This is a genomic window from Clostridium ljungdahlii, from assembly GCF_001636845.1.
Lineage (GTDB): Bacteria > Bacillota > Clostridia > Clostridiales > Clostridiaceae > Clostridium_B > Clostridium_B ljungdahlii_A.
In genome coordinates this window covers 276,811-303,351 of sequence record NZ_LITT01000035.1, presented here as the reverse complement: position 1 = coordinate 303,351, position 26,541 = coordinate 276,811, and the positions used below count along the sequence as shown (strand labels likewise).

Here is a 26,541-nt window from a genome sequence, read left to right as displayed (position 1 = left end):
TTCTTTAATGTATGGTATAAAAAATGCTTATAAAAATTATATTAAATTTCAAATAGCTTTCAGGGAGGAAAAAGCATGAATACAGTTATCGGAATATCTGGCAATATATTAGAAATGGGAGGTGGATCAGTTCCTGGTATGAAAAGGACATATGCGAATAGCGATTATGTTTCATCTGTAGCTTTGGCTGGGGCCTCACCGATAATACTTCCTGTGATTGAGAATGAAGAGTATATTTTTGATCAAGTAAAAAGAGTTGATGGAATAATTATTTCTGGTGGATATGATGTGAATCCTATATTATATGGGGAAGAACCTAGAAAGGCTCAGGGATTTACTTCATATGAGCTGGATAATTTTAATTTTAAGCTTATTAAGGCAGCATGCAGCTTGAAAAAGCCGATACTTGGCATTTGCAGAGGATTACAAATAATAAATGTATATTTTGGAGGAACCTTATATCAAGATCTTGACGATAAAGATGGATTTTACATTAAACATTCTCAAGATTCCAGTAGAAGCTTTACAGGTCATACCATACTTGTAAAAAAAGATAGTATATTGTATCCGATACTTGGAGAAAAGTCCATGGTAAATAGTTTTCATCACCAGGGTATAAAGAATTTAGCAAAAGGGTTTAAAGTAGGTGCAGTAGCCAAAGATGGTGTAATAGAATCCATAGAAAAAACAAAGGATAATTTCATTTTTGGTGTTCAATGGCATCCAGAAGGACTTGCAGGTAATAATACCAAAATGCTTGGAATATTTAAAAAGCTAGTGTCTGTTTCGAGAAAAAAGTGAAAGGGGATAACATAATGAGAGTGAAAAAAGAAGAAATGAAATATGTAGCCCAGCTTGCTAAACTGGAATTTAATGAAGAAGAAGAAAAAGAAGTCATAGAGGAACTAGATAGAATGTTTAAATATATGGAAAACTTAAATGAACTAAATACAGATGGGGTGAATATAACCATAAATCCATATTGTATGGAAAATAAATTTAGAGAAGATATTGTGGAAGAATCTATGGATATAAAAGAAGTACTGGATAATTCACCACAAAATGTTAAAGAATATATAGTAGTACCAAAGGTAATAGAATAATTTTACAGGAGGTGGTTTTATGAAGCTGACTGCACATGAAATTAGAAATATGTTAAAAAACAAAGAAATAAGTGTAGAAGAAATTGTAAGATCCTATTTAAATAAAATAGATAAATTTGATGCTGCACTAGGAGCCTATTTATATGTAGAAAAAGAGGGAGCACTTAAAAGAGCAAAGGATTTGGATAAAAAAATAAAACATGGTGAAAAAATGGGTAGACTTTTTGGAATACCTATTTCTATAAAAGACAATATAAGTGTTAAGGGTATGCAAAACTCTTGTGCTTCAAAGATGCTTCAGGGATACATATCTCCTTATGATGCTAGTGTAATAGAAAGAATAGAGGCTGAGGATGGAATAATAATTGGAAAAGCAAATATGGACGAATTTGCCATGGGATCTTCAAATGAAAAAAGTGTTTTTAAGTTAGCCAGGAACCCCTGGGATTTAAGCAGAGTACCAGGAGGATCTTCAGGTGGATCAGCTGTTTCAGTTTCAGCTGGTGAATCTGTAATGTCACTTGGAACAGATACAGGTGGTTCTGTAAGGCAGCCTGCATGTTTGTGTGGTGTAGTGGGTTTAAAGCCAACTTACGGAAGAGTTTCTAGGTATGGAGCAGTTGCTTTTGCTTCAACTTTAGACCAAATAGGTCTTATGTCAGCAGATATAGAAGATTGTGCATGTTTAACCCAGTGTATAGCAGGACCTGATAAAAATGACTTTACTACAGTAGATATGAAAGTACCGGATTACAGCAAAAGTTTGACTAAAGATATTAAAGGCATGAAGATAGGTATACCTAAAGAGTATTTTGAGGATGGGCTAGATGATAGAATTAGAAAATCCATAGAAGAAGCTGTAGATGTACTAAAGGCAAATGGAGCTGAGGTTAAAGAGTGTTCTATTCCACTAGTAAAGTACTCTATGGCAGTTTATTATGTAATTGCAAGTGCTGAAGTTTCTTCAAATTTAGCTAGGTTTGATGGAATAAGATATGGATATAGATCAAAAAATTTTAAAGACTACAGGGACTTATATTTTAAATCTAGAAGTGAAGCATTGGGAATGGAAGTTAAGAGAAGGATAATGCTAGGAACATATATGCTTTCTAAAGGTTACTATGATGAGTATTATGAAAAGGCACTTAAAGTTAGAAATCTTATAAAAAACCAATTTGAGGAAGCTATGAAGGAATTTGATGCACTTATAGCACCTACTTCACCTACTACTGCATTTAAAATAGGCGAGAAGAAAAAGAATGCATTATCTATGTATCTTTCGGATGTTTATGTGCTCCCTGCTAATGTATCCGGTATGCCAGCTATATCTGTGCCTTGTGGTATGGTAGATGGACTTCCAGTAGGATTTCAAATTATGACAGATTATTATAGGGAAGATATAATCTTTAATATAGCTTATAGTTTTGAACAATCTACTAACTGGCATAAAATGAGTCCACAAATTAGTGAGGTGTAAAAATTATGGAATATGAATTGGTAATTGGTCTGGAAGTTCATGTAGAGCTTTCAACAAAAACTAAGATGTATTGTGGATGCAGCACTGAATTTGGAGGAGAACCCAATAGTCACGTTTGTCCAATATGCCTTGCACTTCCAGGTGCGCTCCCTAGAATAAATAAAAAGGTAATAGAGTATACCATAAAATCGGGAATTGCCCTTAATTGCTCAATAAATAAAAAGAGCAGAATGGATAGAAAAAATTATTTTTATCCGGATTGCCCTAAAAATTATCAAATAACCCAACACAGATTCCCTCTATGCAGCGATGGATATATTGAGGTAGAAAATAGTAAGGGAGAAAAAAAGAAAATAGGTATTGAAAGAATACATATGGAAGAGGATGCAGCAAAATTGATCCATACAAAGGCAGGTACCTTGATCAATTATAATAGAGCAGGTGTACCTCTTATAGAAGTAGTGTCCAAACCAGATATAAGAACCCCAGAGGAATCTACCTGTTATCTCCAGAAGTTAAAAAATATTTTGAGATCCATAGGAGTTTCAGATTGTAAGATGGAACAGGGTTCTTTAAGATGTGATGGTAATATATCCATAAGACCTAAAGGCAGTAGAAAATTTGGTGTAAAAGTGGAAATAAAGAATGTGAATTCTTTTAAGGCTCTTGAAAAAGCTTTTGAGTATGAATATTTAAGGCAAGTAAAGGCTGCAGAATCTGGAGAAAAGATAGTACAAGAAACCAGAAGATGGGATGAATCCAAGAATAAAACTGAAGTTATGAGAGCTAAAGAACAAGCTAGAGATTATAGATACTTTCCAGAAGGGGATTTAACAGCTATAAATATTTCAAATGAATGGATAGAGAAAATAAGAAAAACTATACCTGAACTTCCATATGATAAAGTGGAGAGATTTATTAAAGAGTACAATGTCTCAAAACACGATGCTGAGGTATTGATCTTAAATATGAGGGCAGCAGATTTCTTTGAGGAAACTGCTAAGCTAAGTCGAAATCCTAAAGCTGCTTTTAACTGGATTATGGGAGATATATCAAGGCTTATGAATGAAAGATCGGTATCATTAAATGAACTTAAATTTAAGCCGGAAGACCTAGTAAGTTTAATCAAGTTTATAGATTCAGGTATGATTTCTAATAATATAGGTAAAGAAATAATAGAGGAAATGTTTGTAAATGGTGCAAAACCTGAAGAAATAATTGAGAAGAGGAATTTTTTACAAAACAGCAGTGAAGATGAAATTCTGCACATAATAAAAAAGGTTATGAAAGATAATCCTAAACCATTAGAAGATTATAAAAATGGTAAGAAAAGAGCTATTAAATTCATGATAGGCTTAGTTATGAAAGAAACTAAGGGAAAGGCAAATCCTAAGATTGTAAATGATCTTGTAAATAGAGAATTCAATAAAAATTAACTAAAATAAAGGAATAGAAAACTATTTTAAAGCTTTCTTATTCCTTTTTATTATTGTCTGGTTTAGTTAAAGAGCCATCATCTTTTTTTGTCAAAAAATACATATATTGAGTTAGTTTTTCTACTAAATAGTTTCTATATTTTAATTGGGATAGCATTTGCTTCATAATTATAAATCCCCAAATTGAAACAAACATAATAGTACACATAGTTAAAATACCTAAAACTTCTAATGCAAGTATCATATTTACACTCCTTATATCTAAATGTACGTGAACATTATATCATAAAAAACATGGATTAAAAATAATACAACCTGATTTGTTTATTTTTATAATAAGTGACAATAATTTAAATAGTATCCCATGAAGTGGGAATGAGGAGATATATATGAAGAAATTTATTTATATAATATTAGGTATGCTCATAATTTCCATAGTTTCTATAACTTTAATTGGAGGATCTTTGCAAAAGAAAGTTGAGCAAACTGAAAGTAGTAATTATAAGAATAATGTGACATATAATTTGGGTAAGTTACCTGAAGATCTTATAATGCTTGATTCCAATAATTTAAGGGAAAAGGATATACTTGCAAACACGTTTGAAGGACTTGTGAATTGTGATGAAAATGGCAAAATAGTTCCTGCACTTGCCGAAAGTTGGGATATAAGTCAAGATGGAACTAATTATACTTTTAAAATAAGAAAGGACGGAAAGTGGAGTGATGGTTCTGATATTACTGCAGATGACTTTGTGAACTTTTTTTCTGATATTTTAAATAAAAACACAAATAACATATTTTCAGATCAGCTAAATTGTATATTTGGAGTAGAAGATTATAGAAAAGGCAAGTGTGATTTTAAAAATGTGGCTGTAACTGCTTTGAATAATAAAACGCTCAATATAAGATTAAATTATCCCTGTAATTATTTTTTGAATATACTCTCTCAGCCTATATATGCACTTAGAAATATTGATTCTAAACTCATAGATTGGAAAAAGGACTATAGATCAATAATGTATTCAGGAAGTTTTTGTATAAACAATATATCTGACAGCGGGGAAATTACATTAAAGAAGAATTCTCATTACTGGAACAAGGCACAGGTGAAAAGTAATAGCATAACATTGAGTTCCTTAAAAACTAGAGAAAGTGCACTTGCTGCATTTCAAAGTTCTACAATAAATGTGTTCACAGATCCTCCTTTAGGAGAATTAAAAACTATAGAAGGTAAGGCAAAATATAAAGTTTCACCTTTACTTCAAGGGGAAGGCATAGCTTTTAATTTAAAAAGGAGTGGTATTGTAAATGACAATAATTTTAGGAAGGCAGTAGCTGCTTCTATTAATAGAAATAATATAGTTAAAAATATATTAAATAGCACTGCTTTGGAGGCATATTCTTATATACCCCAATATACAGGGGATGGACTGAATGGCAAATATATAAATAAGGTATTTTTTCAAGGCAATGAAGATATAAAAAAGGCTTCTGATATGATGAAAGGTGTAAGTTCTAGTTATGGAGAAACTTCATTAAAACTCATATATTTGGACACAGTTGAAAACAAAAAAGTATGTGAAAGCATAGGTGAAAGTATAAAAAAAGCTGTGGGAATAGATGTGGAGTGTGAAGGATATGAGTCTTCTAAATTCAATGAGAAGTTAAAAAAAGGTGACTATGATATGGCAGAGATAAAATACGAGGGATACTATGATTATCCACTGTCATTTTTGGATATATGGAGGCCTGCATCCCAATATAATTTATATGGATATAGAAATGTGCAATTTGACAATAAATTTATGAATGCGGAATTTGAGAAAGATGGAACTAAAAGAATAGAAATACTTAAGGAAATGGAAAATATGTTGATGGAAGACATGCCAATTATTCCTCTATATTTCAATGATGTAATTATAAGTGAAAAAAACTATGTACAGGGTATTTATACTAATAAGTTGGGAAATATAAAGTTAGATAAAGCTTATTTAGATGTTCATTGATAGAGTATATAGTTTTTTGCAAGGCTTGAAAAGGTCTCATAAATATGAGACCCTTTCGTTAATTAGAATTGAAATTTGTAAATTGGTTCGAAGTGCTTTTTAATTGTCCTTTTGGAGTAAAGTATATACAGTTTGTTTCTAAAGATGAAAGGTTTGTAATAGCGTTAATTTGATCTAGGGTGCATTTCCCGTTTTTTTCATGTATGCAGCTTTCCGAGCAATTAATATCCATCATTAGGTATCACCTTCCTTATAGAAGCAGACTTAGGTTTAAAATTAAATTGTGAAGTGCTTGTACTGTAGTTATATTATTATGTCCTAAATATTAAAAAATATTTTCAAAAATTTTTAGCACTGCTGTACTACTATTGTGCTATTTTAGGACTTAAAAGATGTATTACAAGAAAAAATATAGACATATTTTTATAGGCGTCAAAGGAAGTTTTTACAGATTTAAAACTTTCCTTTTTTCTGCTGTAAGTTACATATTTGGTAAAAACAGGTGCTATTTCACATGATTCAGGTGATGGAATTGAATCTGTTTTAAAATTTTGCTCTTCTATTAAATCTTCAGATTTAAGAGAAAAGTTTTCGTACCTTTCTGCACTACTTAAATCAGGGGCATCAGGCCAACTTAAAATCATACCTGAGTCTATAAGCTGACGCTTAAATATGTCCAGTACTATTAAACTGTTTTTGTCTTTATCCTTATATACATCAACATCTATGAGAAGGACTGTAAGATACAGGACGACTTCTAAACATGTAAATTCAATGTTTTTTTTGGAAGTATTTTTAATAAATAATCCTTTCTCTGCATCATACAACTTTAAAAGTCTTTTAAATATAAAGTCAGCATTGTCCTTAGACTTTATAATATTTGTATACTTATATATGAGCATATAATTTATATAATTCAATGAATCATTTTCTACATCTGTTTCTCTTAAAGACTCAGTTAAGGTGCTGTCAGAATAAAATTTTTCAAATATGAGCTCTGATATGTCGAGTATTAGATCTTTACAGGTCAAGTCTTTGGAATAACTGTAGAATATATTAAGACCAAAGCATAATCTTGTAAGTTCTTCAAAAGATAAATCATACAAGTCTTCTTTCAATTTTATAAGCATATTTAAAATGTCAAAAGAAAAATTTTTAAAGTCCTCCCTTTCTTCTCCTTCAAGTAAAGTGCTGCATTTGTAGTAGGCAGCCATCAGAAGTGCCTGAGATGAAAATTTAAACTTTTTATTTTTATCTACAAATTCTAAGTCTTCTATAAGGGAACCGTCTTCTAGTTTTTTATCTGTAAATACACCTTCATTATTTCTAAAATGCAGAGCATAAAATTTTAATTGATTTTTACAAAGGGATTCATACAGTTTCCCTAAATTATAATTTTTTTTATCTATGTTGTTAAATAAATTATAGTAATCAGAAAGTTCTAGTAAACATAGAGTCATAAGTGTATTGCTATCTATGTTTATTTCTTTTTTAAATTTATCTTGGTTCCAACATAGCTTATTGTCCATATTTATGAGAATAGGGTTTGCTTTCCTATAAATGCATATAAGTGGAGAAACACCTTTAAATGTGTTAATATCAAAGTTGGGTATGTTTTTTATATCAAGTTCTTTAACTGGAGTGGAAACTCCGCATTCTGAGTGCAGTACAATTTCCTTTAAAGATTCTTTTGATAAATAAAACAGTTGATTTTTGATGTTAGCCGGGTTTACCTTATTAATTCTCAAAAAAGGTCCTATATATTTCAAAATATTTACACCTACCATAAATTAATCCTTATATATATAATATGAGGTGAGATGTAAAATAGTGCTTGTTTATTTTTAGAAAGAAGGAATTTTTATGAAAGCTGGAAAATTAAATTGGGAAGATTTAAAAACTATAATAGATGAAAATAGGAAAGTAGTACGAGAAGATGTGAGAATAAGAAGCGGTATAGGAGAGGACTGCAGTGTAGTTAATTTTGGTGATATGGAGTGTGTTATGTCTACAGATCCTATTACAGGGGCTAGTGTGAACAGTGGAAAGCTTGCAGTTCATATAAATTGTAATGATATAGCATCTTGTGGAGTCGAGCCTGTTGGAATTTTAGTTACGATTTTAGCTCCAGAAAGTAGTTCTTTAGAAGATATAAGAAGAATTATGGAAGAAATCAGTGAGGAAACGGAAAAGATAAATGTGGAAATTTTAGGCGGGCATACGGAAATAACAAGAGCTGTAAATAAAATGGTAATATCCTGTACTGTAATAGGAAAAGGAAAAAGTGGAGAAGCTGTAGCTACTTCTGGTGCAAGAGAAGGTGACGATATACTGGTAACAAAACATCTGTGCCTGGAAGGAACTAGTATTGTAGTAAATGACTACGAGGATAAATTAAAGAATATACTTACCCCTGAGGAAATAAAAGAGGCAAAAGGTTATATAAAATATATAAGTGTGGTAAAAGAAGGAATTTTATCAGCAAAATCAGGAGTAAATTCTATGCACGACATAACTGAAGGTGGAGTACTAGGAGCACTTTGGGAAGTTGCTAAGGCAAGTAAAGTGGGATTTAAAGTATATAAAAATAAGATGCCAATTACTAAAATAACAGAAAAGATATGTAATAAGTATGCAGTTGACCCTTTAAGGTTTATATCTTCAGGGAGTATGCTCATTACTACAAAGGATGGAAATAAACTCGTTAAGCTTTTAAAAAGCCAAAATATTAATGCATATATTATAGGCAAAATTACCAGGGAAAAGGGAATATTAGTTTGTGATGAATTTGAAAAAGAGGTTGTACCGCCTAAAAGAGATGAGTTATTTGTACTAGAGGAAAAGTTGAAATAATTGATGTATAATTATTAATATAGTTTTGATTTTGGAGGTAAAGTATGAGAATTGATGGTAGAAAATATGATCAGATTAGACCTATTAAAATAGCAAGAGATTATACAAAATATGCAGAAGGATCAGTACTTATAGAAACAGGAGATACAAAGGTAATATGTACTGCTTCTATAGAAGATAGGGTACCTCCTTTCCTAAAAGGAAAAGGAGAAGGATGGATTACCTGTGAATACAATATGCTGCCTAGGGCTACTCAAGTTAGAAAAATTAGAGATATAACCAAAGGAAAAATTGATGGAAGGACAATGGAAATACAAAGAATAATAGGAAGAGCACTTAGATCTGTAGTGGACTTGAAAGCTATGGGAGAAAAAACTATATGGATTGACTGTGATGTAATCCAAGCAGATGGAGGAACTAGAACTGCTTCTATATCAGGAGCTTTTGTAGCACTAGTAGATGCTGTAAATAAACTTCATAAACGTACCCCTTTTACAGTTTATCCTATAAGAGATTTTGTCAGTGCTATAAGTGTGGGAATAGTAAATAATGTGAGAATGCTTGATTTATGCTATTTAGAAGATTCAAGAGCTCAAGTGGATATGAACATAGTAATGACGGATTCAGGAGAGTTTGTTGAAATACAGGGTACGGGAGAACAAAGCCCATTTACAAAAGATGATCTGCAGGAACTTTTACATTTAGGTGAAAAAGGGATAAAGAATATGATTCACGCCCAAAAAGAGAGTTTAAAAATGGATTCCCTATGGATAGGTACAGGAGGAAAATGATGAAAAAACTAGTAGTGGCAAGCAATAATTGTAATAAAATAAGAGAAATTAAGCAAATGCTTTCCAAATATCCTATAGAAATTTTGTCTATGAAAGATATGAATTTAAATGTGGATATCTTAGAGGATGGAGAAACATTTTCAGAAAATGCCTATAAAAAGGCCAGTACTATATACCATATGCTTCAGGATAAGTGTATGGTTCTTGCAGATGATTCAGGGTTAATGGTTAAAGGGCTAGATGGGGCACCGGGAGTGCACTCTGCAAGGTTTGCAGGGGAACATGGAAATGACAAAAAAAACAATGAAAAGCTGTTAAAGCTTTTAGAAGGTATGAAACCACAAGATAGAGAAGCTAAGTTTGTATGCGCACTGGTACTTATAGTGGATTCAAAAAGGACATTTAAAGTTGAAGGCGAAGTAAAGGGCATAATATGTGATGAAGAGAGAGGAAATAATAAATTTGGCTATGACCCACTATTTTATGTGGCCGAATATCATAAAACCTTTGGAGAACTGCCCTATGAAATAAAAAACTCTATAAGCCATAGAGCTAATGCACTTAAAAAATTGGAGGAGCAAATGAGGGACATTATGGAGGAGGTTTAGAATTTGCAAATAGGAGTAGTAAGTGATACACATAGATACAAGCAAATGGTAAAAAAAGTTATGCAGGTGTTAAATCATATGGATTTGATTATTCATCTTGGAGATAATGTAGAAGATGTAAAAGAGATGGAGAAATTTTATCATGGTAATATTATAAACGTAAGGGGAAATTGTGACTTTACTGTAGATGTCCCTCCTGAAAGGATAGAAATCATAGAAGGTAAAAAGTTTTTAATAACTCATGGGCATAGGTATGACGTTAAATACGATTTATCTAGGTTAAGATATAGGGCTTTAGAGGAAGAGGCAGATATAGTCCTATTTGGGCATACTCATGTATCTGAAATAGCCTATGAGGATGGTATATACTTTGTTAATCCAGGAAGTCCGTCTTTGCCTAGAAATGGGCGGAAAAGCGCTGCTATCATAAGCATAAATGATAAAATTATAAGACCAGATATCATAGAATTATAAACAAAAATAAAAAAAAGTAAAATAGGGTATTGACGAATTAGAATATATCGTGTAAAATAATTGATGTTGTCAGGAGTTACAAAAAAGATTTCAAGATAAACAAGATGATTTCTTAATAACGGGGTGTGGCGCAGATGGGAGCGCGCGTGGTTTGGGACCATGAGGTCGCAGGTTCAATCCCTGTCACCCCGACCATTTAATTAAGATAGAGCTTAGTTAAATGTAAGGAAGAGATAAAGTAGTGAATTCTTTTTATTTGACATGAAAGATTATGCGGGTGTAACTCAATGGTAGAGTGCTAGCCTTCCAAGCTAGTTATGAGAGTTCGATTCTCTTCACCCGCTCCAAGCGTGCGTCTTTAGCTCAGTTGGATAGAGCAACGGCCTTCTAAGCCGTGTGCCGGGGGTTCGAATCCCTTAAGACGCACCATAAGCGCCATTAGCTCAGTTGGTAGAGCATCTGACTCTTAATCAGGTTGCCCGGGGTTCGAGTCCCCGATGGCGCACCAAGATGTGGTGAACGTAGTTCAGTTGGTAGAGCGCCAGATTGTGGTTCTGGTTGTCGTGGGTTCGAGCCCCATCGTTCACCCCACTGTTGGGGTGTAGCCAAGTGGTAAGGCAATGGACTTTGACTCCATCATTCGTAGGTTCAAATCCTGCCATCCCAGCCAAAATGGTTTACTAGCTCAGTTGGTAGAGCACATGACTTTTAATCATGTTGTCCGGGGTTCGATTCCCCGGTAAGCCACCATTTTAATTTTAAATTATTACATTAGTCTATGCAGGTGTGGCGGAATTGGCAGACGCACTAGACTTAGGATCTAGCGCTTTACGGCGTGGGGGTTCGACTCCCTTCACCTGCACCATTTGTAATAATAAGTACAACTTTTATATATGCGGGAGTGGCTCAGTGGTAGAGCGTCACCTTGCCAAGGTGAACGTCGCGAGTTCGAATCTCGTCTTCCGCTCCAAATAAATTGCGGGTGTAACTCAATGGTAGAGTGCTAGCCTTCCAAGCTAGTTATGAGAGTTCGATTCTCTTCACCCGCTCCAAATATGCGTCTTTAGCTCAGTTGGATAGAGCAACGGCCTTCTAAGCCGTGTGCCGGGGGTTCGAATCCCTTAAGACGCACCATGATTAGCGTTATTAGCTCAGTTGGTAGAGCATCTGACTCTTAATCAGGTTGTCCGGGGTTCGAGCCCCCGATGACGCACCATAAGTTCAATTTAATAACGGGGTGTGGCGCAGATGGGAGCGCGCGTGGTTTGGGACCATGAGGTCGCAGGTTCAATCCCTGTCACCCCGACCATTTAATTTAATAAAGATATGCGGGTGTAACTCAATGGTAGAGTGCTAGCCTTCCAAGCTAGTTATGAGAGTTCGATTCTCTTCACCCGCTCCATTTTCATATTTATAATTAAATAGTATGAGCACCCATAGCTCAGCTGGATAGAGTGATGGACTTCGAATCCAGAGGCCGGGAGTTCGAATCTCCCTGGGTGCACCACAAAGTATTGATAACACTACATTCTAGTGTTTTTTATTTTGCCCTAATTTAGATAATTGTCCCCCAAGTTTTCAATAGATATATTATTCCACATTAAAGAGACTATTTATTTTATCTATGGCTTTAATTTTTTGTTCCGGCATTACATGAACATATATATCTGATGTAGTAAAAATATCACTGTGTCCCAGGAGAATTTGAATTGTTTTTATTGGAACACCCTTTTCAAATTTCTTTCATGTGATTAATTTTTTTAGTCGTTATCTGTGTTCAATTTTTCATAAATATAAATTTCATACTTATGAAAAATTAGTAAATTTAGTTTGTATGTATGATACATATATTATTAACTAGATCAGATATATACCTTAGTACGTTTTCTGCACGAAACGTAGCTTTTTAGATTTTTTAAGGAATTTACTTATGTTGACGGTGGATTAGTTTACTAATTGAAAATTTTGTATTTAGATATGGTTTATACTATTAAGTACCTTAGAATTAAAATATTTACGTTATAATATCTATATACTTGTGTTATAATATTAGTAATAAGAGGGTGGATTATGAACTTAGTCTGCTTAGTAAAATTGTATAATGGTTAAATAATAGATAGGTCTCGGAAAAGGCTATCTATTATTTTTTTTGGAATTATTTATGTTTACTTTAGTATCAGATGATATTTCATCAGGTCTTAAAGTAATTTTATTTTCAATTTTTATATCTGAATTTTTGTTAGATAATGCTACTATAACAATAGCAGTTATTGAAAACAAACTAAAGAATAACAATAAGTATCCTTCTGACATAAACTGCATCACCTCTTCTTCATACGCAGACATTATTAACCATAATCCACCCACAAATAAAGAAGAGGTACCTATACAATTTTTCTTATTACGTTTTAAATTATATCATATACTTTGAGTACTGAAAACTTTGAATATTTAATGCATAAATTGTATATTACGAATTGCAGATGAATTTTTGTAATCTATGAAAGTAAAAATAAGTACTCCTTGAAGTATTCAAGAAATACTTATTTTTTATTGCCTAATAAATATAAAATTATATTATATATATAATTATAATCTAATTGTGCATAATGGGAGGATTGATTATGTTAACATCTGAAATTATTGGAAAGAGAATAAGAGATTTGAGAGAAAAAAATAAAATTGTACAGAATATTCAAAAAAGTTTTCTAAAAAGGAAGCTTGGATAAGCACTTCCTTTTTATCTTATTTGCTGTATCAATAACCACTCAAAATAAAATATTTCATAAACATACAGAACATTAGTTTCTAATAGTTTCTTTAAAAAATATAATTTCAGCCAATTAATAGAGTATTCAAAGGAAAGTACGGGAAGCTTAATTTCTATAAATACAGAAGGAAACAAAAGCATTTTCTTTAAAAGAGATGATATTGGAGAACTAATTCCATTTGTGATGGAGTCATTAGGCAATAAAAATCTTTTAAATATGCTGCCTGCATTTTCCCACGTTATAAAAAGTGAAGGTATGTTAATTATAGATGAATTTAGAGGAAACGATGGAAGTCTTATAAATAGGTTTTCTGATGAAAGACCAAGAGAAGCACAGAACATAGAAAAAATGTATACGAGCGGAGTTTTTGGCGGAAAGCCGGTATACGAAAATGAGTAAAATAGTTTTTGCTGGTAACAACAAATGAATTGGAAAAGCAATGATGAATATGACAGGCAGGGGTTACTCCTGCTGAGCTATCCATCAATTGAAAGTTTTACCGCTTCAAACTATATAAAAGATGCATTTAGTATAGAAATAGAAAAGGGTACAGATCTAAAAAAATATTTGCATGAAAGAAGCATTGGTTATCAGAAAATAAATAAGGATACTTATTTTTGTATGAGCTTATACAGAAGGTTTTATTTATAAATAATAGGGCAGCAGTTATCTGCTTGTTTATAATCCTTATACAGTGCATAAGATAAACATTTTAGTCCTCCCCTGCATTTTTCTGAGTATGCACATTTAAAACATTTATCAGGAATGTTTTTATTTCTTAAGTCTTTGAATACATTATTATTAAAATAAATATCCTTTAGAGAAGTTTTAAGAGCATTCCCACATGGTATAGGCATTCGTCTGCAGGGAAGTACATCACCATTTTCAAGAATAGTAATTAATGAGTCTCCTGCACTGCATCCATAAGGCATTTCTCCACTTTTTAGAAATTGCAAAGCTCGATTAGAATAAATTTCAAGACCAGTTAGTTTATTTCTAAGAGTTTTCTTCTTTTCATTAACTATTATAGAGAAATATTCTAAGGCCTCTTTAGAAGTAAATAACATGTCCGACATATCCTGTCCATTTCCTATAGGAACAAGTCTATCTGTCCATAATTTTGAAGCCTTATATTTTCGTGCATACCTGGCAACTACAGGAAATTCTTTATAATTACCTTTGTGTGCCGTAAATGATACTAAAGTTCTTATATTATGCTTTCTGAGTATTTTAACAGCATTCCAAGTTCTATCGAAATTTCCTTTGCCTCTTAAAGCATCGTGAGTTTCTCTGTTTCCATCAATACTTACTTGTGTATGAGCTATATTCAAACTTTTCAATTTTTTAGCTATGTCATCTGTAATATAACTGCCATTAGTAAGTATTCCAAAAGAGAAATACTTTTTATTTTTACTAAATACGTTCAATATCTGAAGAAAGTCTTTCCTAGTGAAAGGTTCTCCTCCTGTTATATTTATATGTCCTCTAATAAAATCTTTATTTTTACTTTTTGAATAAAGTCTTAATAGGTCTTTATATTGTTCCAAAATATTAAGGATTTCATTAAATGAAAGCTCTTTTCCTGCATAGCACTCTTGATAACAGTGTTTGCACCTTTGATTACATTTTGCTGTTATATGACATTGCAAGGTTAATCGGCTGGTTGGTACACAAAACATATTAATCTCCACCACATCCACCGCATGATGAACAACTACTACAGCTACTGCAGGAAGAACAACTGCTGCAAGATGAGCATCCTCCTCTTGAAGTATTATTTGAAGAAGAATCATCAATAGAAGAATAATGATTTTGATTTGCTATTATAGAGCTAAATAGAATTGTTTCAGGATAATTTATCAATGAAGTTGGTCCATATAGACACATATAATAGTCTAATTCTTCATCTGATGCGTTTGACGAAGAAACCTTTGGATATTTTGATTCCATTTCATCTATTATTAATGGTTTATTTCTGACTCTATTAATTAAGGAGTAAATAAATAACATCAATATATAAAGAACTACTAATCCCAAAATAGGTTTTCCGTTAATAATGCCTAGACAAAGTTTGATTATAACTGGGATTGTTAAAGCTAGGAAGCCTACTGTACATATAATTTTTTCATTACCATTGAATGAATTGTTATTAACACATTTTTTATTCTCTAGTTTTTTTCTAGTTTTTTTAATGAGATTTTCAACTTTTTCAAGCAAAATTTCTGAATGCATGATACTATCTGGGGTATCTCCATTATCATAATGTTTTAAAATCTCCAGTTCTATTTCATCTGGAACCAAGAAGGAGATTTTACTATCTTTATTTGTTTTTAAATAAGAATTAATTTTCTCACCTTCTAATGAAAGATATTTGTCTTTCCATAGCTTATAAAGATAGAACTCAATAATTTCGTTGCATACATTGTTATCTTTTAGTACTATTAATTCTATTGGTGTTATTAAATCTTCTTGAAGTATCTCTTCATGATATCTATGTCTTAATCTAATTCTAGTAAAAAATAGAGACATTCTAGTAAAAAGAATAACGCATAAAACATATTTAAAAAATAGTACAAGAAATTGAGGCCCAGGTATACTCTTTAAATAGTGTATCACTTTAATCACTTACCTTTATAATTATTTATTTAACCTATAGGTTGTACACTGTTATAAGAAAGAAAAAAATCCTTTTTCTGCATATCTAATAAATATGCTGGAGCTATTCTTATAATTTTATCATTAACTTTTATTACTATGGTTTCATAAAATTCACTTAAACAATTTAAATTTGTTTTCTTAGTTGTGTATCCTATGATGTCACATTTATAAGTTTCATTTTTATTTTTATAATATATGTCTTTTAAATCAGCTGCTGTACGACTTAAAAGTTTCCATTCTCTTAACTTGTTTATCTTATCATCTAAAGTGTTAAAAATAATAGTTGAATTTAAATCAACAACTTCATTGGAATCATCAAAACTATTTTCCTTATTGGGAGTTTTGATCAATTCTAGAAATTCAGATTCGTTTAAAATTTTTATAGAAGATCCGTTTTCATTCAATTCAGCTGCTTTTTCTTCTTTGGAACTTATCCCATCTTCACCTACAAGAGATTTATCCTGAGTCCCAACTATTAAGTAATCTGTCTTTTTAGATACCCCACTTTTTAATGTGCCACCTAAGTTAACTATTTTTTGCATAGCTTCTTTTCTACCTAAGCTTTCAAGTTCACCTGTGAAGACTACATTTTTATTATAAAATGGATTGGATGTATCAATAATATTGTTATTATCAGGTTTAATTTCAGATATTTTAACTGTATTGAATTTGTTATTAGTGAAACTATTTTTAGTGTTCTTAATAAAACCTTTTTGAGGATTTAGATCTTTAAAAGTTTTTATTGGAAGGCTAGTATATGTATGACAAAAAGATTCAAGGCTTTTTTTATGAGCACGTTTTATGCATTCAATTACTAAGTTGGCACATGCTACAGCATCATCTAAAGAATTATGATGATGTCCTAAATCTACTCCAAAATATTTGGCACGATCTTCTAAGGACTTACCAATTCCTTTCCCCCTACATAGTTTTGTGGATATAGGTATACTGCAGATATAGTTGAAATCAGGCATAGAAATACCATATTCTGATAAACAATTTTTTAGTACTGACATATCGAATGCGGCATTGTGAGCAATTATTATATTATCATCAAAATAAGTATGTATATCGTTCCATATATCAGGAAAAATAGGTGAATTCTCTATGTCCTTAGGAGTTATTCCATTTATAGATATATTCTTTTTATTAAAATCAAGAGTTGGTGGATGAATTAAAAAGTAATCTTTTTTACATATTTCATTATTTTTTACAGCAGCAATTCCAAGTGAACAGGCACTGTTGAAATTATTATTTGCTGTCTCAAAATCTATTGCTACAAAATCAAATAGCATAATAGTTTCCCCCTTATATTTTATCCGTTGTTTCTGTCTTCTTTATCATCTCGCAATACTTACATTATACATGTTACTTTCTAAGTAGGTACTATGTCAATATGGGGCGTATCTTCAGGTACATCCTTAAATAGTATAGCTGGTCTATCTATTATTTTTTCAATTTTTATATCTGATATTAGTTATATATAGCATTAAATTAACTTTATCTGTAACATTCTATATTGACTTTAGCAGCATGTATTGTATAATTAACTTAACAATAGACATAATAAAAACAGGGTGCTGCTAACGCCCTGTAGTATATAATACTAGTTACTCAGGCAACTAGTAAAGCTGAGATTATAAAAAAGTAGCCATACCAATTGCGGAGGTAGGCTACCTTTTTATTTTATCTATAAGTACGATAATTAAATTTATCAAATCTATCAAAAACGATAGAGCAGCAAAAACCACTATAAACATTTCGCACATATGTACCTTTGTACTTGTGCAGTTTTTTAAGATATCTCATATATGCTGAATAGGGGATTTAAAATTATCAAAATATGTTTCCCGAAAATCCAGAGTCAGGGAGTTTAAATCTCAATAGGTACATCAGTACCAATGCTTTGACGATATTGTCAGGCCTTTTTTATTGACTAATAACACAACTATCATAAAAATATATAAACACAAATGATGTAATTGACAGTTCTGTAATTGCAGGAGAAATGTTGCCCAAATGTATATTGATTTGTAAAACTAAATTTAATGAGGTGAAATGAATGAGCATAGAAGCAATTTACAATAGAAGGAGTATACGAAAGTATAAACCTAAAGAAATACCAATAGATATTATTAATAAAATATTGGATGCTGGAAGAGCTGCACCATCGGGGAAAAATAGACAGCCCTGGAGGTTCATTGTGCTTGGAGGAATTAAAAAGAAAGAACTTCTATCAAAAATGGACGCTGGAATCCAGCGTGAATTAAATGAAGAAGCATTATTGCCTAATTCAAAAGATGGAATACCAGATGCAAAGAATACTTTACGAATTATGAAAGAAGCTCCAATTATCATTATGGTTTTTAATACAAATGGTAAATCACCATTTAAAAATATTACTACGGCGGATGAACGATTTACAGAAATTGTAGATACACTTTCTATAGGTGCAGCTATTGAAAATATGTTGTTACAGGCAGAAGATTTAGGAGTAGGTACATTATGGATTGCAAATACATGTTTTGCATATGATGAACTGGTAAATTATATTGGTGCAAAAACACAGCTAGTTGGGGCTATTGCACTTGGATATCCTGATGAAAAACCAAATCCAAGACCGAGAAAGACGCCAGATAGCATTATTGAATATAGACTTTAAAAATTTACTTGCATTTTATACAGCATATTCAAAATTGTGATTATAAAATGGGATATCTTAAATTTGAGATATCCCATTTATAAATTAAAATTTATACTTTAAATTTATGAACCATTTCATTAAGTTTTTGTGCAAGTTCAGCTTGACTTTGAGCAGATTCAGAGACCTCATTTACAGCCTTTGTTATCTCATTTATACTGCTCATTATCTCTTCTGAACTAGCTGCTGATTCTTCTGAAGTTGCTGATATATTTTCAACTGAGCCACTTATAGTACTTATAGCATTATCCATTCGTTTTGATGAAGCTGAAATTTCCTCAGCCATATTTTTTATAAATGTAGCATCTTTTTCATATTGTATGCCTGTATTCATAAGAAGTTTATAATTAGAATTTACATTATTTGATATATAATCTAAGATATCTTGTCCACTTTTCGATAAAGAATCAAAAGCATCTTTTACTTGAGAAACCATGCTTTGTATACTTACTACAGCTTGAGAAGATTGTTCTGCCAAATCTCTTACTTCATCTGCAACTACAGCAAAACCCTTTCCTTGTTCCCCAGCTCTTGCAGCTTCTATTGCAGCATTTAGTGCAAGGAGATTTGTTTGTTCCGCTATACTTCCAATGGAATCAGCCATAATTTTAACTTGTTCAACAACTTTGCCGTCCTCAATAGATTTTATAATATTATCGTGTTTTTCTTTATATATTGCATTTCCATCCTTTATATTTTTAGCCGCTTTATCTTTTATTTCAACTGCACGTTTACTTATTTCGTTTGAAGAATTTTGGGTACTTATTGATTTATCTAATAATTCATTAGTTGAAGTAGAAATCTCCTGCATAGAAGCGTTTACTCCTTCTGTTGTTGAACTTAATTCTTGTGCACCTTGCGCTATTTGTTGAGTGGATTCATTTGCGGCTTCCATCATAGATGTAATTTCCTCAGTAGTTGCAGATAGCTCTTCACTGGAAGAACTTATATCTCCAGCACTATTCATTATTGAACTTATTAATTCTTTCATATTCTCACAAGCTTTATTTAAAGCTTTTCCTAAGTTTCCTATTTCATCTTTGCTATCCACTTCTATAGATTTAGTTAAATCTCCATCTCCCAAAGCTTTTGCTAAATCTAAAACTTTAGTAATTTCTTTTGAAATCATAAATGCTATAAATAAACCAATAATAACTCCAACAGCAAACCCTACTATAATTATTATATTGGTAATAACCAAAGATGATGTATATGTAATTTGATTTTGGTTATCTGCATTATCCGCTTCATTAGAATTTACTGCTATTAATTTATCCATATCACTATAAATTTTCGTTCTTGCCTTAGTGATATCAGAAAAATTTTCTTGTGCGTCTTTATAATTATTTTCATCAATAAATTTTAATATAATATTAAATGCCTCTTTATATGTATTCCTATCCTTTTTTAACTGTGAAAAAATTGAATCTTCATTCTTAGACAATAATGTCTTCTCATAATTATCTATAATTGAGTCATTTTTAGTACTTAAATCATTAATTTCTTTTTTTAAGTTATTTTTATCACCTAAATTTTGTTGATAAACAATTTTTAATAAATCTGATCGAATATCTGCAAAATTTTGTTTCACAGTCATTAAGCTTTCTATCGACTTAAGATTATAATCATGCATAGAATTAGCATTAGAATATATGATTTTCATATTATGCAATCCAATAAATCCAACTACACCAATAAATAAGGCCACTAGAACAAATGAAGATATTAATTTTTGTATCATCTTTAAATTTTTAAACCACTGCATAATTTATACCTCCTTAAAATTTGACTGAAATTTGCCGAACATAAAGAAAATTTGCCTCAAAATGTTGAATATATTAAGTACAACTCCAAAGATAATAATTAGTGTGAATAGTATGTATATTCGACAAAAATATTTATTATCCTTTGATTAAATTATAAAATATTAACATAAAGTTAAATTAAATTAAATTATTGTGTTAATCAAAATTTGAAATAAAAATAATAAATTTTAGAAAAGTTTAAAAAAAGGAATTAATTATATTTTTAAGAATATTATGTAATGAGGTGATTAATATGAAACAAGAAGATATAAGCTGCATAGTAGATCATGAAAAATTAAAATTACATATAATATACATTATAATCATTAGTATAGTAGTTATAGCAATTTTTATAACAACGTCGTGTTATTGGAATATTAAATTTGTAGATGAAGTGTCTTTTGCAGTGGCAATATCATCAATAATATTATCAATAATTGCTATAATAGTGACAATAAATGGAGAGCAGAAATCTAATAATACAAAGAACAAACTTGTAAATATATCTGATAATCTTGTAGACGTATCGAGAGAGACAAAGAGTAAATTTGAGGATGCATTTGATAATCTTGCAGATGTATCACAAGAAATAAATGTAGCAGCGAACAGACTGAATCAGATTAATGATATGAAATTTAAAATAGAAGAATTAAATAAGAATTTAGACGGAATGGATTCCAAAATTAATCATAAATTAAGAGATTTGGAATCAACAATGACTAGCTTAATAGATAATGAAGCTAATAGTTTAGATAGTGAAGATAATGATAGTTATATTAAAACATTGAAAAACTTCTTAAAATATAGTAAAAATAATACAGATAAGAAAATTATTATTTGTACAATATATTGGATTAATTCAATAAGGGAGATAATAAAAACTAATAAAGATAAAAATTTAAAATTTAAGTATTGTTTCGAGCAATATAACCAATATCTCAATGATATTGGTGGGAATAAAGGTCTTCAATATTATTATTTAGGGGTGGCAACAGTATTTGCTAATAATGTTTGGGTTAAAAAGTATATATTAAATGAAATGGAAGAGAAATATTATAATGAAAAAAGTATGCTGCAAAATCAAATAGAAAAGAGATTCAACAGCTAAAACAAAATAGATTAAATAGAGCAAGATTGCTGAAAACTTGCAAAGAAGATATAATTATTCAAATAGGGAATGGGTATAGATTTGTGTAAAAAACCAAATCTATACCCATTATTTTTATATGAATATCACTTTAATAAATAGAAACAAACTTTAAAGTTTTATGGTGCCATTTAAGCCTTTATTTGACGGCCAATTAATAATTCTGTTATTAAGATTAATTTCAACATGATCATTTAGGACCCTAATACGTATACTTCGAGAATTATTTCTATACTTTAATATATTAGCTAAACATATAGCTTTTTCAAAACCATCTCCCCTTTGGTAGTTGCATACTTCATCCGGTTGAGCCATCCGGGAGCCATTATATATGGATACGCTAGGCATACTCTCCAATATATTTACAACTTCATCTTCACTTAAGTTTTGATACATATTAATTGAAACAGGATTTCGCTCTAAGGCTGCCTTGATAAAAGGATCCCATTCAGTTCTGGAAAAATCTCTTAATGCGTAAAAAGCAAGATCTGCAGAAACGTTTTTGTCCCTAATAGACTCTAAATAGTTAACAATATCCTCTCTGTTCATTTCCGGCGATAATTGTATTGGTTCTGACTTAATAAAATTTTTATTCTTTCCAGGAAGCCTTGGGTCTATATTGCAAAATTCATATAATGAAGTTAAAATCTCCTTTAGCGGCATATTAGGGCAGTTAAGTTGATCCATTACACTGATAATATCCTTCTCATCATTAAAATCTACCTTGTGTTTTTTAAAAAATTCATCAAAGTTATTAAGGCATATCCTGTTTTGTATGGGTTCCTGAGAAAATTCATACTCATCAATCTCAGACAGCAGTTTGTCCCTCGTACTCTTATTGATCTTAAAAGAACTAGTATGTTCATAAGCATAGGCCTTTTCAGCGGGAATATATCTGTGACCGCCGTGATACTCATGCTTAATCTGAAAGAATTTCTGAAGATGGCTCTCCTGCCTAAGAAAATTGCATAATATCTCATAATCTATATCATGTACAAGGAATTTCTTGAGCTTTTTTTCAAAGTCCGTATATACCCCATGATCTATGGTTGCTTCGGGATATACCACATGGACAAAACCTGTGCTATGAGAGATAATTGTAATTTGTTCGTTTCGTATTGCTCTTTGAGCTTTTACTGTAAGTTCAGTACCGTTAAACCACATATTTTTAGTAACAATCCTTCTATTATTTGTTACTATTCCACCCTTTACATCTATAAAATTTTGTGAATGAAGTGGTGTTGCAAGCAGGTATATGTCTTTAAGTGGTATTTTACATATTATAAACAGTGCAGCGGCATAAAGAGTAGATAAGGACACACATTCACCTGCACCTTTTTCATAGTTTTTTTTGTATTTGAATGCATTCATTGCTTCCACGGTTTCAGTCTTCCAATAAGGAATCATATTAGAGTTATATTTATCAAGACCAAAATGCCGTCTAATATCCATACTAAAATAATATTTGTCTCCTTCATAACCAAACAAGGCATTACTTCTGCTTATTGTTTCAACATTCATAAAGGGTTCAAAACGTGCTATTTCCTTCTCCTTAGTTGTAATTCCCCATGTATCAATATCCAGATTAAAATCATAATTATCCATTATATACTGCTTAAGTCTTAATATCTTCCTATATGGATTTAATTTGTCAATATCCTTAAACCACTCATCCTTCTTCCACTCCCATATAATTGGAGACATTATGTTTGCTAGCAAGAGACTATATAGAAGTTCGGGAAATATGAAAATCTCCATATCTGATAGGGTAACTGCTGATGAATATTTTTCTATATTCTTATTATTAAAAATCTTAAACACATCCTTTTTACTGATAAAATTATACTGCTACGTATATAAATTTTAACACCTTCATAGTGCAGCCACAAGTCTAGAATATGATGAAAATATAAAGTTGATACACCTCACTGGATTGATGAAAACGAAATGCTGGATATTGCAGTTATTTCACAGCCTTTGCCGGGATCAATGACCATTGATGCTTCCACATTCGTGGAAATGTCCATTCTTGTTTTTATTAATTGATCTCTCATAGAAGCCAATTGCTTTTTTATCATATTAGTGACTGTAATTTTTCAAATAGTTCCGTATGCTTTTTCTTTAAATTAATTATCTTAAAATTATTATCAACAAAAGTGTGTAATGTGCTTCCTTTTGCAATTTCCTTTTGGTCATTTTCTCTAATAATTGAATAGTTAAATTCCGCTTTAACTGGTGTTAATTCTTTAATCCAAGTTTTTATCATTAGTTTATCTTCATATTTTGCACCCTGTATGTATCTGCAGTTACTTTCAACTAGAGGAAACATTATACCGTCTTTCTCCATTTGTGAATAACTTATACCAATCTTTTTTATAAACTCTGTTCTAGCTTCTTCAAAGTATATATAATAATTGGAATGATGGACTATACCCATTTTATCAGTTTCTGCATATCTAACAACGACCTTTGTTTCATTTATATACAAGCTTGACACGTCCTCTCTATGATAGAATTATTATACATTATATTATAACATCATTCATTATAAAGAAGAATCCGCTCGTAATATTAAACGTCGAATTTTATATAATTATGAAGTGCCTATTGCACTAAGAAATTAGTATAACAGGCACTTTACTCTTATTTCGATATTCTTTCATTTAGGTGTAGATAAAAAGTTTAACACGTTTTTACTTAAAGGTTAAAAAATTGGTTTATTGTCTAGGTTATCATTTTCATCCCCATTAGGATTGCTTCTTAAATATTCTCTACCATTTTTGGCTTTTCCAATGTTTATGCCGTCTATTAAGCCATCCTTTACCATCATTATTGCTTCATCTATTGAATATACATTTCCATTTTCAAGCATTACATCAGTTATATCTCCCTGAGGATTTTTCTTTACCTTTATAACTTTAGATTTATCACTCATACTAACACCTCACCTATATTTTTTGATATTACTTCATAAAATTTCTTTTTAATATTATTTGTAGTAATGTTATATACTATTCCTATTTAAAGTAGCAATTAAAAAGGAAAGGTATTATGGTAATGGAGATGCAGACTATCGATGAGAAGTGTGGATAACTGTCATAAAAAGTAATAGAGAGATATTGTATAAAATGATATAATTTACTTATAGATTAATGAGCAGCGGTAAATTTCTGCAATCTTGAAAGAAGGTGCTTTTTAATGTTTATTGTTTGGAAAACTCTTTTTGTTTGTAAAATATAGAAGATTAAAAAGTAATTCATGATAGTAGGCTAGTGTGAAACAAAGTTAATTAAGGGAGGAAGTAAAGAATGTTTGGGGAAAAGTCTAATAAAAGATTTGAGGTAATTTTTAAGGAGGGTACTACATCTGGATATAAGGTGATAGTAGATAAAGAAACAGGTGTTGAATATTTATTTAGTTATGATGGATATGCAGGGGGATTAACGTTGTTGGTTGATAAAGATGGAAAGCCAATTATTAAAGAGAATAATGAATAACATTTTTAATTTGTCCATTAGCAGATAGTTCAAATTCAATTTAAATTTGGACTATCTCATAGGTAATAAAATAAACATTCCTGGCATAATTTTAAAATATAAGGTGGATTATATATATTAACAAAGGAAGTGCTTTATCTGCAGAAAGGCTTCCTTTTATTTTTGTCTAGAAATTTAATTATGGGGGTACAAAATGATAGATAATGTATTAAAATCAATACTAACTTTTTTTAATGGTATTTTTAAAAGAAAGTATAAAGTAATTTCACAGAAAATTAATTTAAAATTCAATCAAAATGGGGAATTTAAAATTGTTCAATTTACAGATTTGCATGAGTATTCTTTGAAAAATAAAAGAACTATAAGACTTATGGAAAATGTGTTAGACACTGAACATCCAGATCTTGTTGTGCTAACTGGAGATATTATAGATGGTAGGTTTTGTAAACTAAAAGAAGAAGTTAAAAAGGCAATTGAAAATATTGCAAAACCAATGAAAGATAGAAAAATACCCTGGGCAGTAGTTTTAGGTAATCATGATGATGAATTATGTATGGTAAATAGAAAAAATCAGATGAAAATGTATATGTCGTACAAGTATAATCTTAGTCAAAATTTTTCAAGTGTAATTGGTAGAGCAGGAGATTATAACCTCATCATCAAGAACTCTAAAAATGATAAGCCTATATTTAACATTTACATGCTTGATTCAGGCAGCTATGACATAAAAGGGTATGGGTATATAAGAAAACAACAAATAGATTGGTATAAAAAATTATCTACTGATCTAAAAAAACAATTTGGCAAGATAATTCCATCATTTATGTTTTTTCATATTCCACTACAGCAGCAATATAAGGTATGGCAAAGTGGAAAAGCCATAGGGGAAAGAAATGAAAAAGAATCTCCACAGGCTGTTGATAGTGGATTGTTTTCTGCACTTATTGAAATGGGGGATGTGAAAGGAGTATTTGTAGGGCATGATCATACTAACGATTATATAGGAGATTTAAATGGTATTACTTTAGGATACGGGCGTAAGACAGGATACAACTCTTATGGAAAAAAAGGATTTGCTAAAGGAGCAAGAATAATTATTTTAAATGAAAATAATTTAGAAAAATTTAAAACATATAAAAAATTAGAAGTGTAAAGTAATAAATGAATATTTAATTTCTATTTATTAGCATACAAAAATTTTACCTTACATAAAT

25 protein-coding genes and 15 tRNA genes are annotated in these 26,541 nt (G+C 30.8%); 30 read left to right on the top strand and 10 right to left on the bottom strand.

Annotated elements, in window-relative coordinates; translation table 11 throughout:
• Positions 1 to 75: 75 nt before the first annotated feature.
• From WY13_RS13985 to gatB, 4 genes are read left to right on the top strand one after another with little or no spacing between them, the layout of a single operon-like run.
• The gene (locus tag WY13_RS13985) at positions 76 to 801 is read left to right on the top strand and encodes a gamma-glutamyl-gamma-aminobutyrate hydrolase family protein (protein WP_063556222.1); all 726 of its coding nucleotides are present in this window, start codon (positions 76 to 78) and stop codon (positions 799 to 801) included.
• A 14-nt stretch (positions 802 to 815) separates the two neighbouring features.
• Complete coding sequence (gene gatC / locus WY13_RS13980; protein ID WP_063556221.1) at positions 816 to 1,103, top strand: Asp-tRNA(Asn)/Glu-tRNA(Gln) amidotransferase subunit GatC; 288 nt, start codon at positions 816 to 818, stop codon at positions 1,101 to 1,103.
• Positions 1,104 to 1,122: 19 nt separating this feature from the next.
• Positions 1,123 to 2,580 carry an Asp-tRNA(Asn)/Glu-tRNA(Gln) amidotransferase subunit GatA gene (gene gatA, locus WY13_RS13975; RefSeq protein ID WP_063556220.1) on the top strand — a complete coding sequence of 486 codons (1,458 nt, stop codon included), beginning with the start codon at positions 1,123 to 1,125 and terminating at the stop codon, positions 2,578 to 2,580.
• Positions 2,581 to 2,585: 5 nt separating this feature from the next.
• On the top strand, positions 2,586 to 4,016 hold the full coding sequence (gene gatB / locus WY13_RS13970) for an Asp-tRNA(Asn)/Glu-tRNA(Gln) amidotransferase subunit GatB (RefSeq protein WP_063556219.1): 1,431 nt from the start codon (positions 2,586 to 2,588) through the stop codon (positions 4,014 to 4,016).
• Between the two features lie 37 nt (positions 4,017 to 4,053).
• Here the strand turns inward: gatB and WY13_RS13965 are convergent, their stop codons facing one another.
• Positions 4,054 to 4,260 carry a hypothetical protein gene (locus tag WY13_RS13965; RefSeq protein ID WP_063556218.1) on the bottom strand — a complete coding sequence of 69 codons (207 nt, stop codon included), beginning with the start codon at positions 4,258 to 4,260 and terminating at the stop codon, positions 4,054 to 4,056.
• Positions 4,261 to 4,405: 145 nt separating this feature from the next.
• On the opposite strand from WY13_RS13965, the gene WY13_RS13960 reads away from it, so the two are divergent.
• On the top strand, positions 4,406 to 6,022 hold the full coding sequence (locus WY13_RS13960) for a peptide ABC transporter substrate-binding protein (RefSeq protein ID WP_063556217.1): 1,617 nt from the start codon (positions 4,406 to 4,408) through the stop codon (positions 6,020 to 6,022).
• A gap of 365 nt (positions 6,023 to 6,387) precedes the next feature.
• Here the strand turns inward: WY13_RS13960 and WY13_RS13955 are convergent, their stop codons facing one another.
• Entirely contained in the window at positions 6,388 to 7,791 is a 1,404-nt protein-coding gene (locus tag WY13_RS13955; RefSeq protein WP_063556244.1) for a hypothetical protein, read from the bottom strand.
• A 94-nt stretch (positions 7,792 to 7,885) separates the two neighbouring features.
• Here WY13_RS13955 and WY13_RS13950 point away from each other — a divergent pair, with 94 nt between their 5' ends.
• From WY13_RS13950 to WY13_RS13860, 19 genes are all read left to right on the top strand, one after another.
• Complete coding sequence (locus tag WY13_RS13950) at positions 7,886 to 8,875, top strand: AIR synthase family protein (RefSeq protein WP_063556216.1); 990 nt, start codon at positions 7,886 to 7,888, stop codon at positions 8,873 to 8,875.
• A 44-nt stretch (positions 8,876 to 8,919) separates the two neighbouring features.
• Positions 8,920 to 9,666: a ribonuclease PH gene (rph, locus tag WY13_RS13945; RefSeq protein WP_063556215.1), complete on the top strand. Its 747-nt coding sequence runs from the start codon at positions 8,920 to 8,922 to the stop codon at positions 9,664 to 9,666.
• Entirely contained in the window at positions 9,666 to 10,274 is a 609-nt protein-coding gene (locus WY13_RS13940) for an XTP/dITP diphosphatase (protein ID WP_063556214.1), read from the top strand. The genes rph and WY13_RS13940 overlap by 1 nt, the downstream gene beginning before the upstream one ends.
• 3 nt (positions 10,275 to 10,277) lie before the next feature.
• Positions 10,278 to 10,748, top strand: coding sequence for a metallophosphoesterase (locus WY13_RS13935; RefSeq protein WP_063556213.1), 471 nt, complete (start codon positions 10,278 to 10,280; stop codon positions 10,746 to 10,748).
• Positions 10,749 to 10,867: 119 nt separating this feature from the next.
• Positions 10,868 to 10,943: transfer RNA gene (locus WY13_RS13930), tRNA-Pro, on the top strand.
• A gap of 78 nt (positions 10,944 to 11,021) precedes the next feature.
• A tRNA-Gly gene (locus tag WY13_RS13925) sits at positions 11,022 to 11,095 on the top strand.
• Positions 11,096 to 11,100: 5 nt separating this feature from the next.
• Positions 11,101 to 11,177 (top strand) — tRNA-Arg (locus WY13_RS13920).
• Between the two features lie 3 nt (positions 11,178 to 11,180).
• Positions 11,181 to 11,256, top strand: a tRNA-Lys gene (locus WY13_RS13915).
• A gap of 7 nt (positions 11,257 to 11,263) precedes the next feature.
• Positions 11,264 to 11,339 (top strand) — tRNA-His (locus tag WY13_RS13910).
• Positions 11,340 to 11,343: 4 nt separating this feature from the next.
• Positions 11,344 to 11,418: transfer RNA gene (locus WY13_RS13905), tRNA-Gln, on the top strand.
• 4 nt (positions 11,419 to 11,422) lie between these two features.
• Positions 11,423 to 11,498: transfer RNA gene (locus WY13_RS13900), tRNA-Lys, on the top strand.
• Positions 11,499 to 11,528: 30 nt separating this feature from the next.
• A tRNA-Leu gene (locus WY13_RS13895) sits at positions 11,529 to 11,613 on the top strand.
• A gap of 30 nt (positions 11,614 to 11,643) precedes the next feature.
• A tRNA-Gly gene (locus tag WY13_RS13890) sits at positions 11,644 to 11,718 on the top strand.
• Positions 11,719 to 11,726: 8 nt separating this feature from the next.
• Positions 11,727 to 11,800: transfer RNA gene (locus WY13_RS13885), tRNA-Gly, on the top strand.
• Positions 11,801 to 11,805: 5 nt separating this feature from the next.
• Positions 11,806 to 11,882 (top strand) — tRNA-Arg (locus WY13_RS13880).
• A gap of 6 nt (positions 11,883 to 11,888) precedes the next feature.
• Positions 11,889 to 11,964: transfer RNA gene (locus tag WY13_RS13875), tRNA-Lys, on the top strand.
• Between the two features lie 17 nt (positions 11,965 to 11,981).
• Positions 11,982 to 12,057, top strand: a tRNA-Pro gene (locus WY13_RS13870).
• 19 nt (positions 12,058 to 12,076) lie between these two features.
• Positions 12,077 to 12,150, top strand: a tRNA-Gly gene (locus WY13_RS13865).
• A 28-nt stretch (positions 12,151 to 12,178) separates the two neighbouring features.
• Positions 12,179 to 12,255 (top strand) — tRNA-Arg (locus WY13_RS13860).
• Between the two features lie 626 nt (positions 12,256 to 12,881).
• On the opposite strand, the gene WY13_RS13855 is transcribed toward WY13_RS13860, so the two are convergent.
• A complete protein-coding gene (locus WY13_RS13855) occupies positions 12,882 to 13,094 on the bottom strand; it encodes a hypothetical protein (RefSeq protein WP_242866501.1) in 213 nt (70 codons plus the stop codon).
• 608 nt (positions 13,095 to 13,702) lie between these two features.
• Between WY13_RS13855 and WY13_RS21370 the strand changes: the two genes are divergently transcribed.
• Both WY13_RS21370 and WY13_RS13845 read left to right on the top strand, forming a co-directional pair.
• Positions 13,703 to 13,918 (top strand): hypothetical protein, encoded by a 216-nt coding sequence (locus WY13_RS21370; RefSeq protein ID WP_204377967.1) that lies wholly within the window; start codon positions 13,703 to 13,705, stop codon positions 13,916 to 13,918.
• A 24-nt stretch (positions 13,919 to 13,942) separates the two neighbouring features.
• Positions 13,943 to 14,170 carry a hypothetical protein gene (locus tag WY13_RS13845; protein ID WP_063556211.1) on the top strand — a complete coding sequence of 76 codons (228 nt, stop codon included), beginning with the start codon at positions 13,943 to 13,945 and terminating at the stop codon, positions 14,168 to 14,170.
• Here WY13_RS13845 and WY13_RS13840 read toward each other — a convergent pair.
• The 3 genes from WY13_RS13840 to WY13_RS13830 all read right to left on the bottom strand — a co-directional run bounded on the left by WY13_RS13840 (position 14,161) and on the right by WY13_RS13830 (position 17,472).
• Positions 14,161 to 15,312: a radical SAM/SPASM domain-containing protein gene (locus WY13_RS13840; RefSeq protein ID WP_082848514.1), complete on the bottom strand. Its 1,152-nt coding sequence runs from the start codon at positions 15,310 to 15,312 to the stop codon at positions 14,161 to 14,163. The two genes, WY13_RS13845 and WY13_RS13840, sit on opposite strands and share 10 nt — an antisense overlap.
• Complete coding sequence (locus tag WY13_RS13835; RefSeq protein ID WP_156499047.1) at positions 15,200 to 16,048, bottom strand: hypothetical protein; 849 nt, start codon at positions 16,046 to 16,048, stop codon at positions 15,200 to 15,202. Before WY13_RS13835 ends, WY13_RS13840 begins: the two co-directional genes overlap by 113 nt.
• A gap of 116 nt (positions 16,049 to 16,164) precedes the next feature.
• Positions 16,165 to 17,472, bottom strand: a complete 1,308-nt coding sequence (locus tag WY13_RS13830; protein WP_063556208.1) for an exonuclease domain-containing protein — start codon at positions 17,470 to 17,472, stop codon at positions 16,165 to 16,167.
• Between the two features lie 767 nt (positions 17,473 to 18,239).
• On the opposite strand from WY13_RS13830, the gene WY13_RS13825 reads away from it, so the two are divergent.
• A complete protein-coding gene (locus tag WY13_RS13825) occupies positions 18,240 to 18,839 on the top strand; it encodes a nitroreductase family protein (RefSeq protein WP_063556207.1) in 600 nt (199 codons plus the stop codon).
• 91 nt (positions 18,840 to 18,930) lie between these two features.
• Here WY13_RS13825 and WY13_RS13820 read toward each other — a convergent pair whose 3' ends face one another.
• The gene (locus WY13_RS13820; RefSeq protein ID WP_063556206.1) at positions 18,931 to 20,643 is read right to left on the bottom strand and encodes a methyl-accepting chemotaxis protein; all 1,713 of its coding nucleotides are present in this window, start codon (positions 20,641 to 20,643) and stop codon (positions 18,931 to 18,933) included.
• A gap of 293 nt (positions 20,644 to 20,936) precedes the next feature.
• On the opposite strand from WY13_RS13820, the gene WY13_RS13815 reads away from it, so the two are divergent.
• Positions 20,937 to 21,791, top strand: a complete 855-nt coding sequence (locus WY13_RS13815) for a hypothetical protein (RefSeq protein WP_063556205.1) — start codon at positions 20,937 to 20,939, stop codon at positions 21,789 to 21,791.
• 150 nt (positions 21,792 to 21,941) lie between these two features.
• Here the strand turns inward: WY13_RS13815 and WY13_RS13810 are convergent, their stop codons facing one another.
• The 3 genes from WY13_RS13810 to WY13_RS13800 form a co-directional block, all read right to left on the bottom strand.
• Entirely contained in the window at positions 21,942 to 23,651 is a 1,710-nt protein-coding gene (locus tag WY13_RS13810) for a hypothetical protein (RefSeq protein WP_063556204.1), read from the bottom strand.
• A gap of 253 nt (positions 23,652 to 23,904) precedes the next feature.
• Positions 23,905 to 24,318 (bottom strand): acyl-CoA thioesterase, encoded by a 414-nt coding sequence (locus WY13_RS13805; protein WP_063556203.1) that lies wholly within the window; start codon positions 24,316 to 24,318, stop codon positions 23,905 to 23,907.
• Between the two features lie 216 nt (positions 24,319 to 24,534).
• Positions 24,535 to 24,765: a DUF3892 domain-containing protein gene (locus WY13_RS13800; RefSeq protein WP_063556202.1), complete on the bottom strand. Its 231-nt coding sequence runs from the start codon at positions 24,763 to 24,765 to the stop codon at positions 24,535 to 24,537.
• A gap of 373 nt (positions 24,766 to 25,138) precedes the next feature.
• On the opposite strand from WY13_RS13800, the gene WY13_RS13795 reads away from it, so the two are divergent.
• Positions 25,139 to 25,327: a DUF6440 family protein gene (locus WY13_RS13795; protein ID WP_063556201.1), complete on the top strand. Its 189-nt coding sequence runs from the start codon at positions 25,139 to 25,141 to the stop codon at positions 25,325 to 25,327.
• Positions 25,328 to 25,520: 193 nt separating this feature from the next.
• Positions 25,521 to 26,480: a metallophosphoesterase family protein gene (locus tag WY13_RS13790; protein ID WP_063556200.1), complete on the top strand. Its 960-nt coding sequence runs from the start codon at positions 25,521 to 25,523 to the stop codon at positions 26,478 to 26,480.
• Positions 26,481 to 26,541 lie beyond the last annotated feature (61 nt).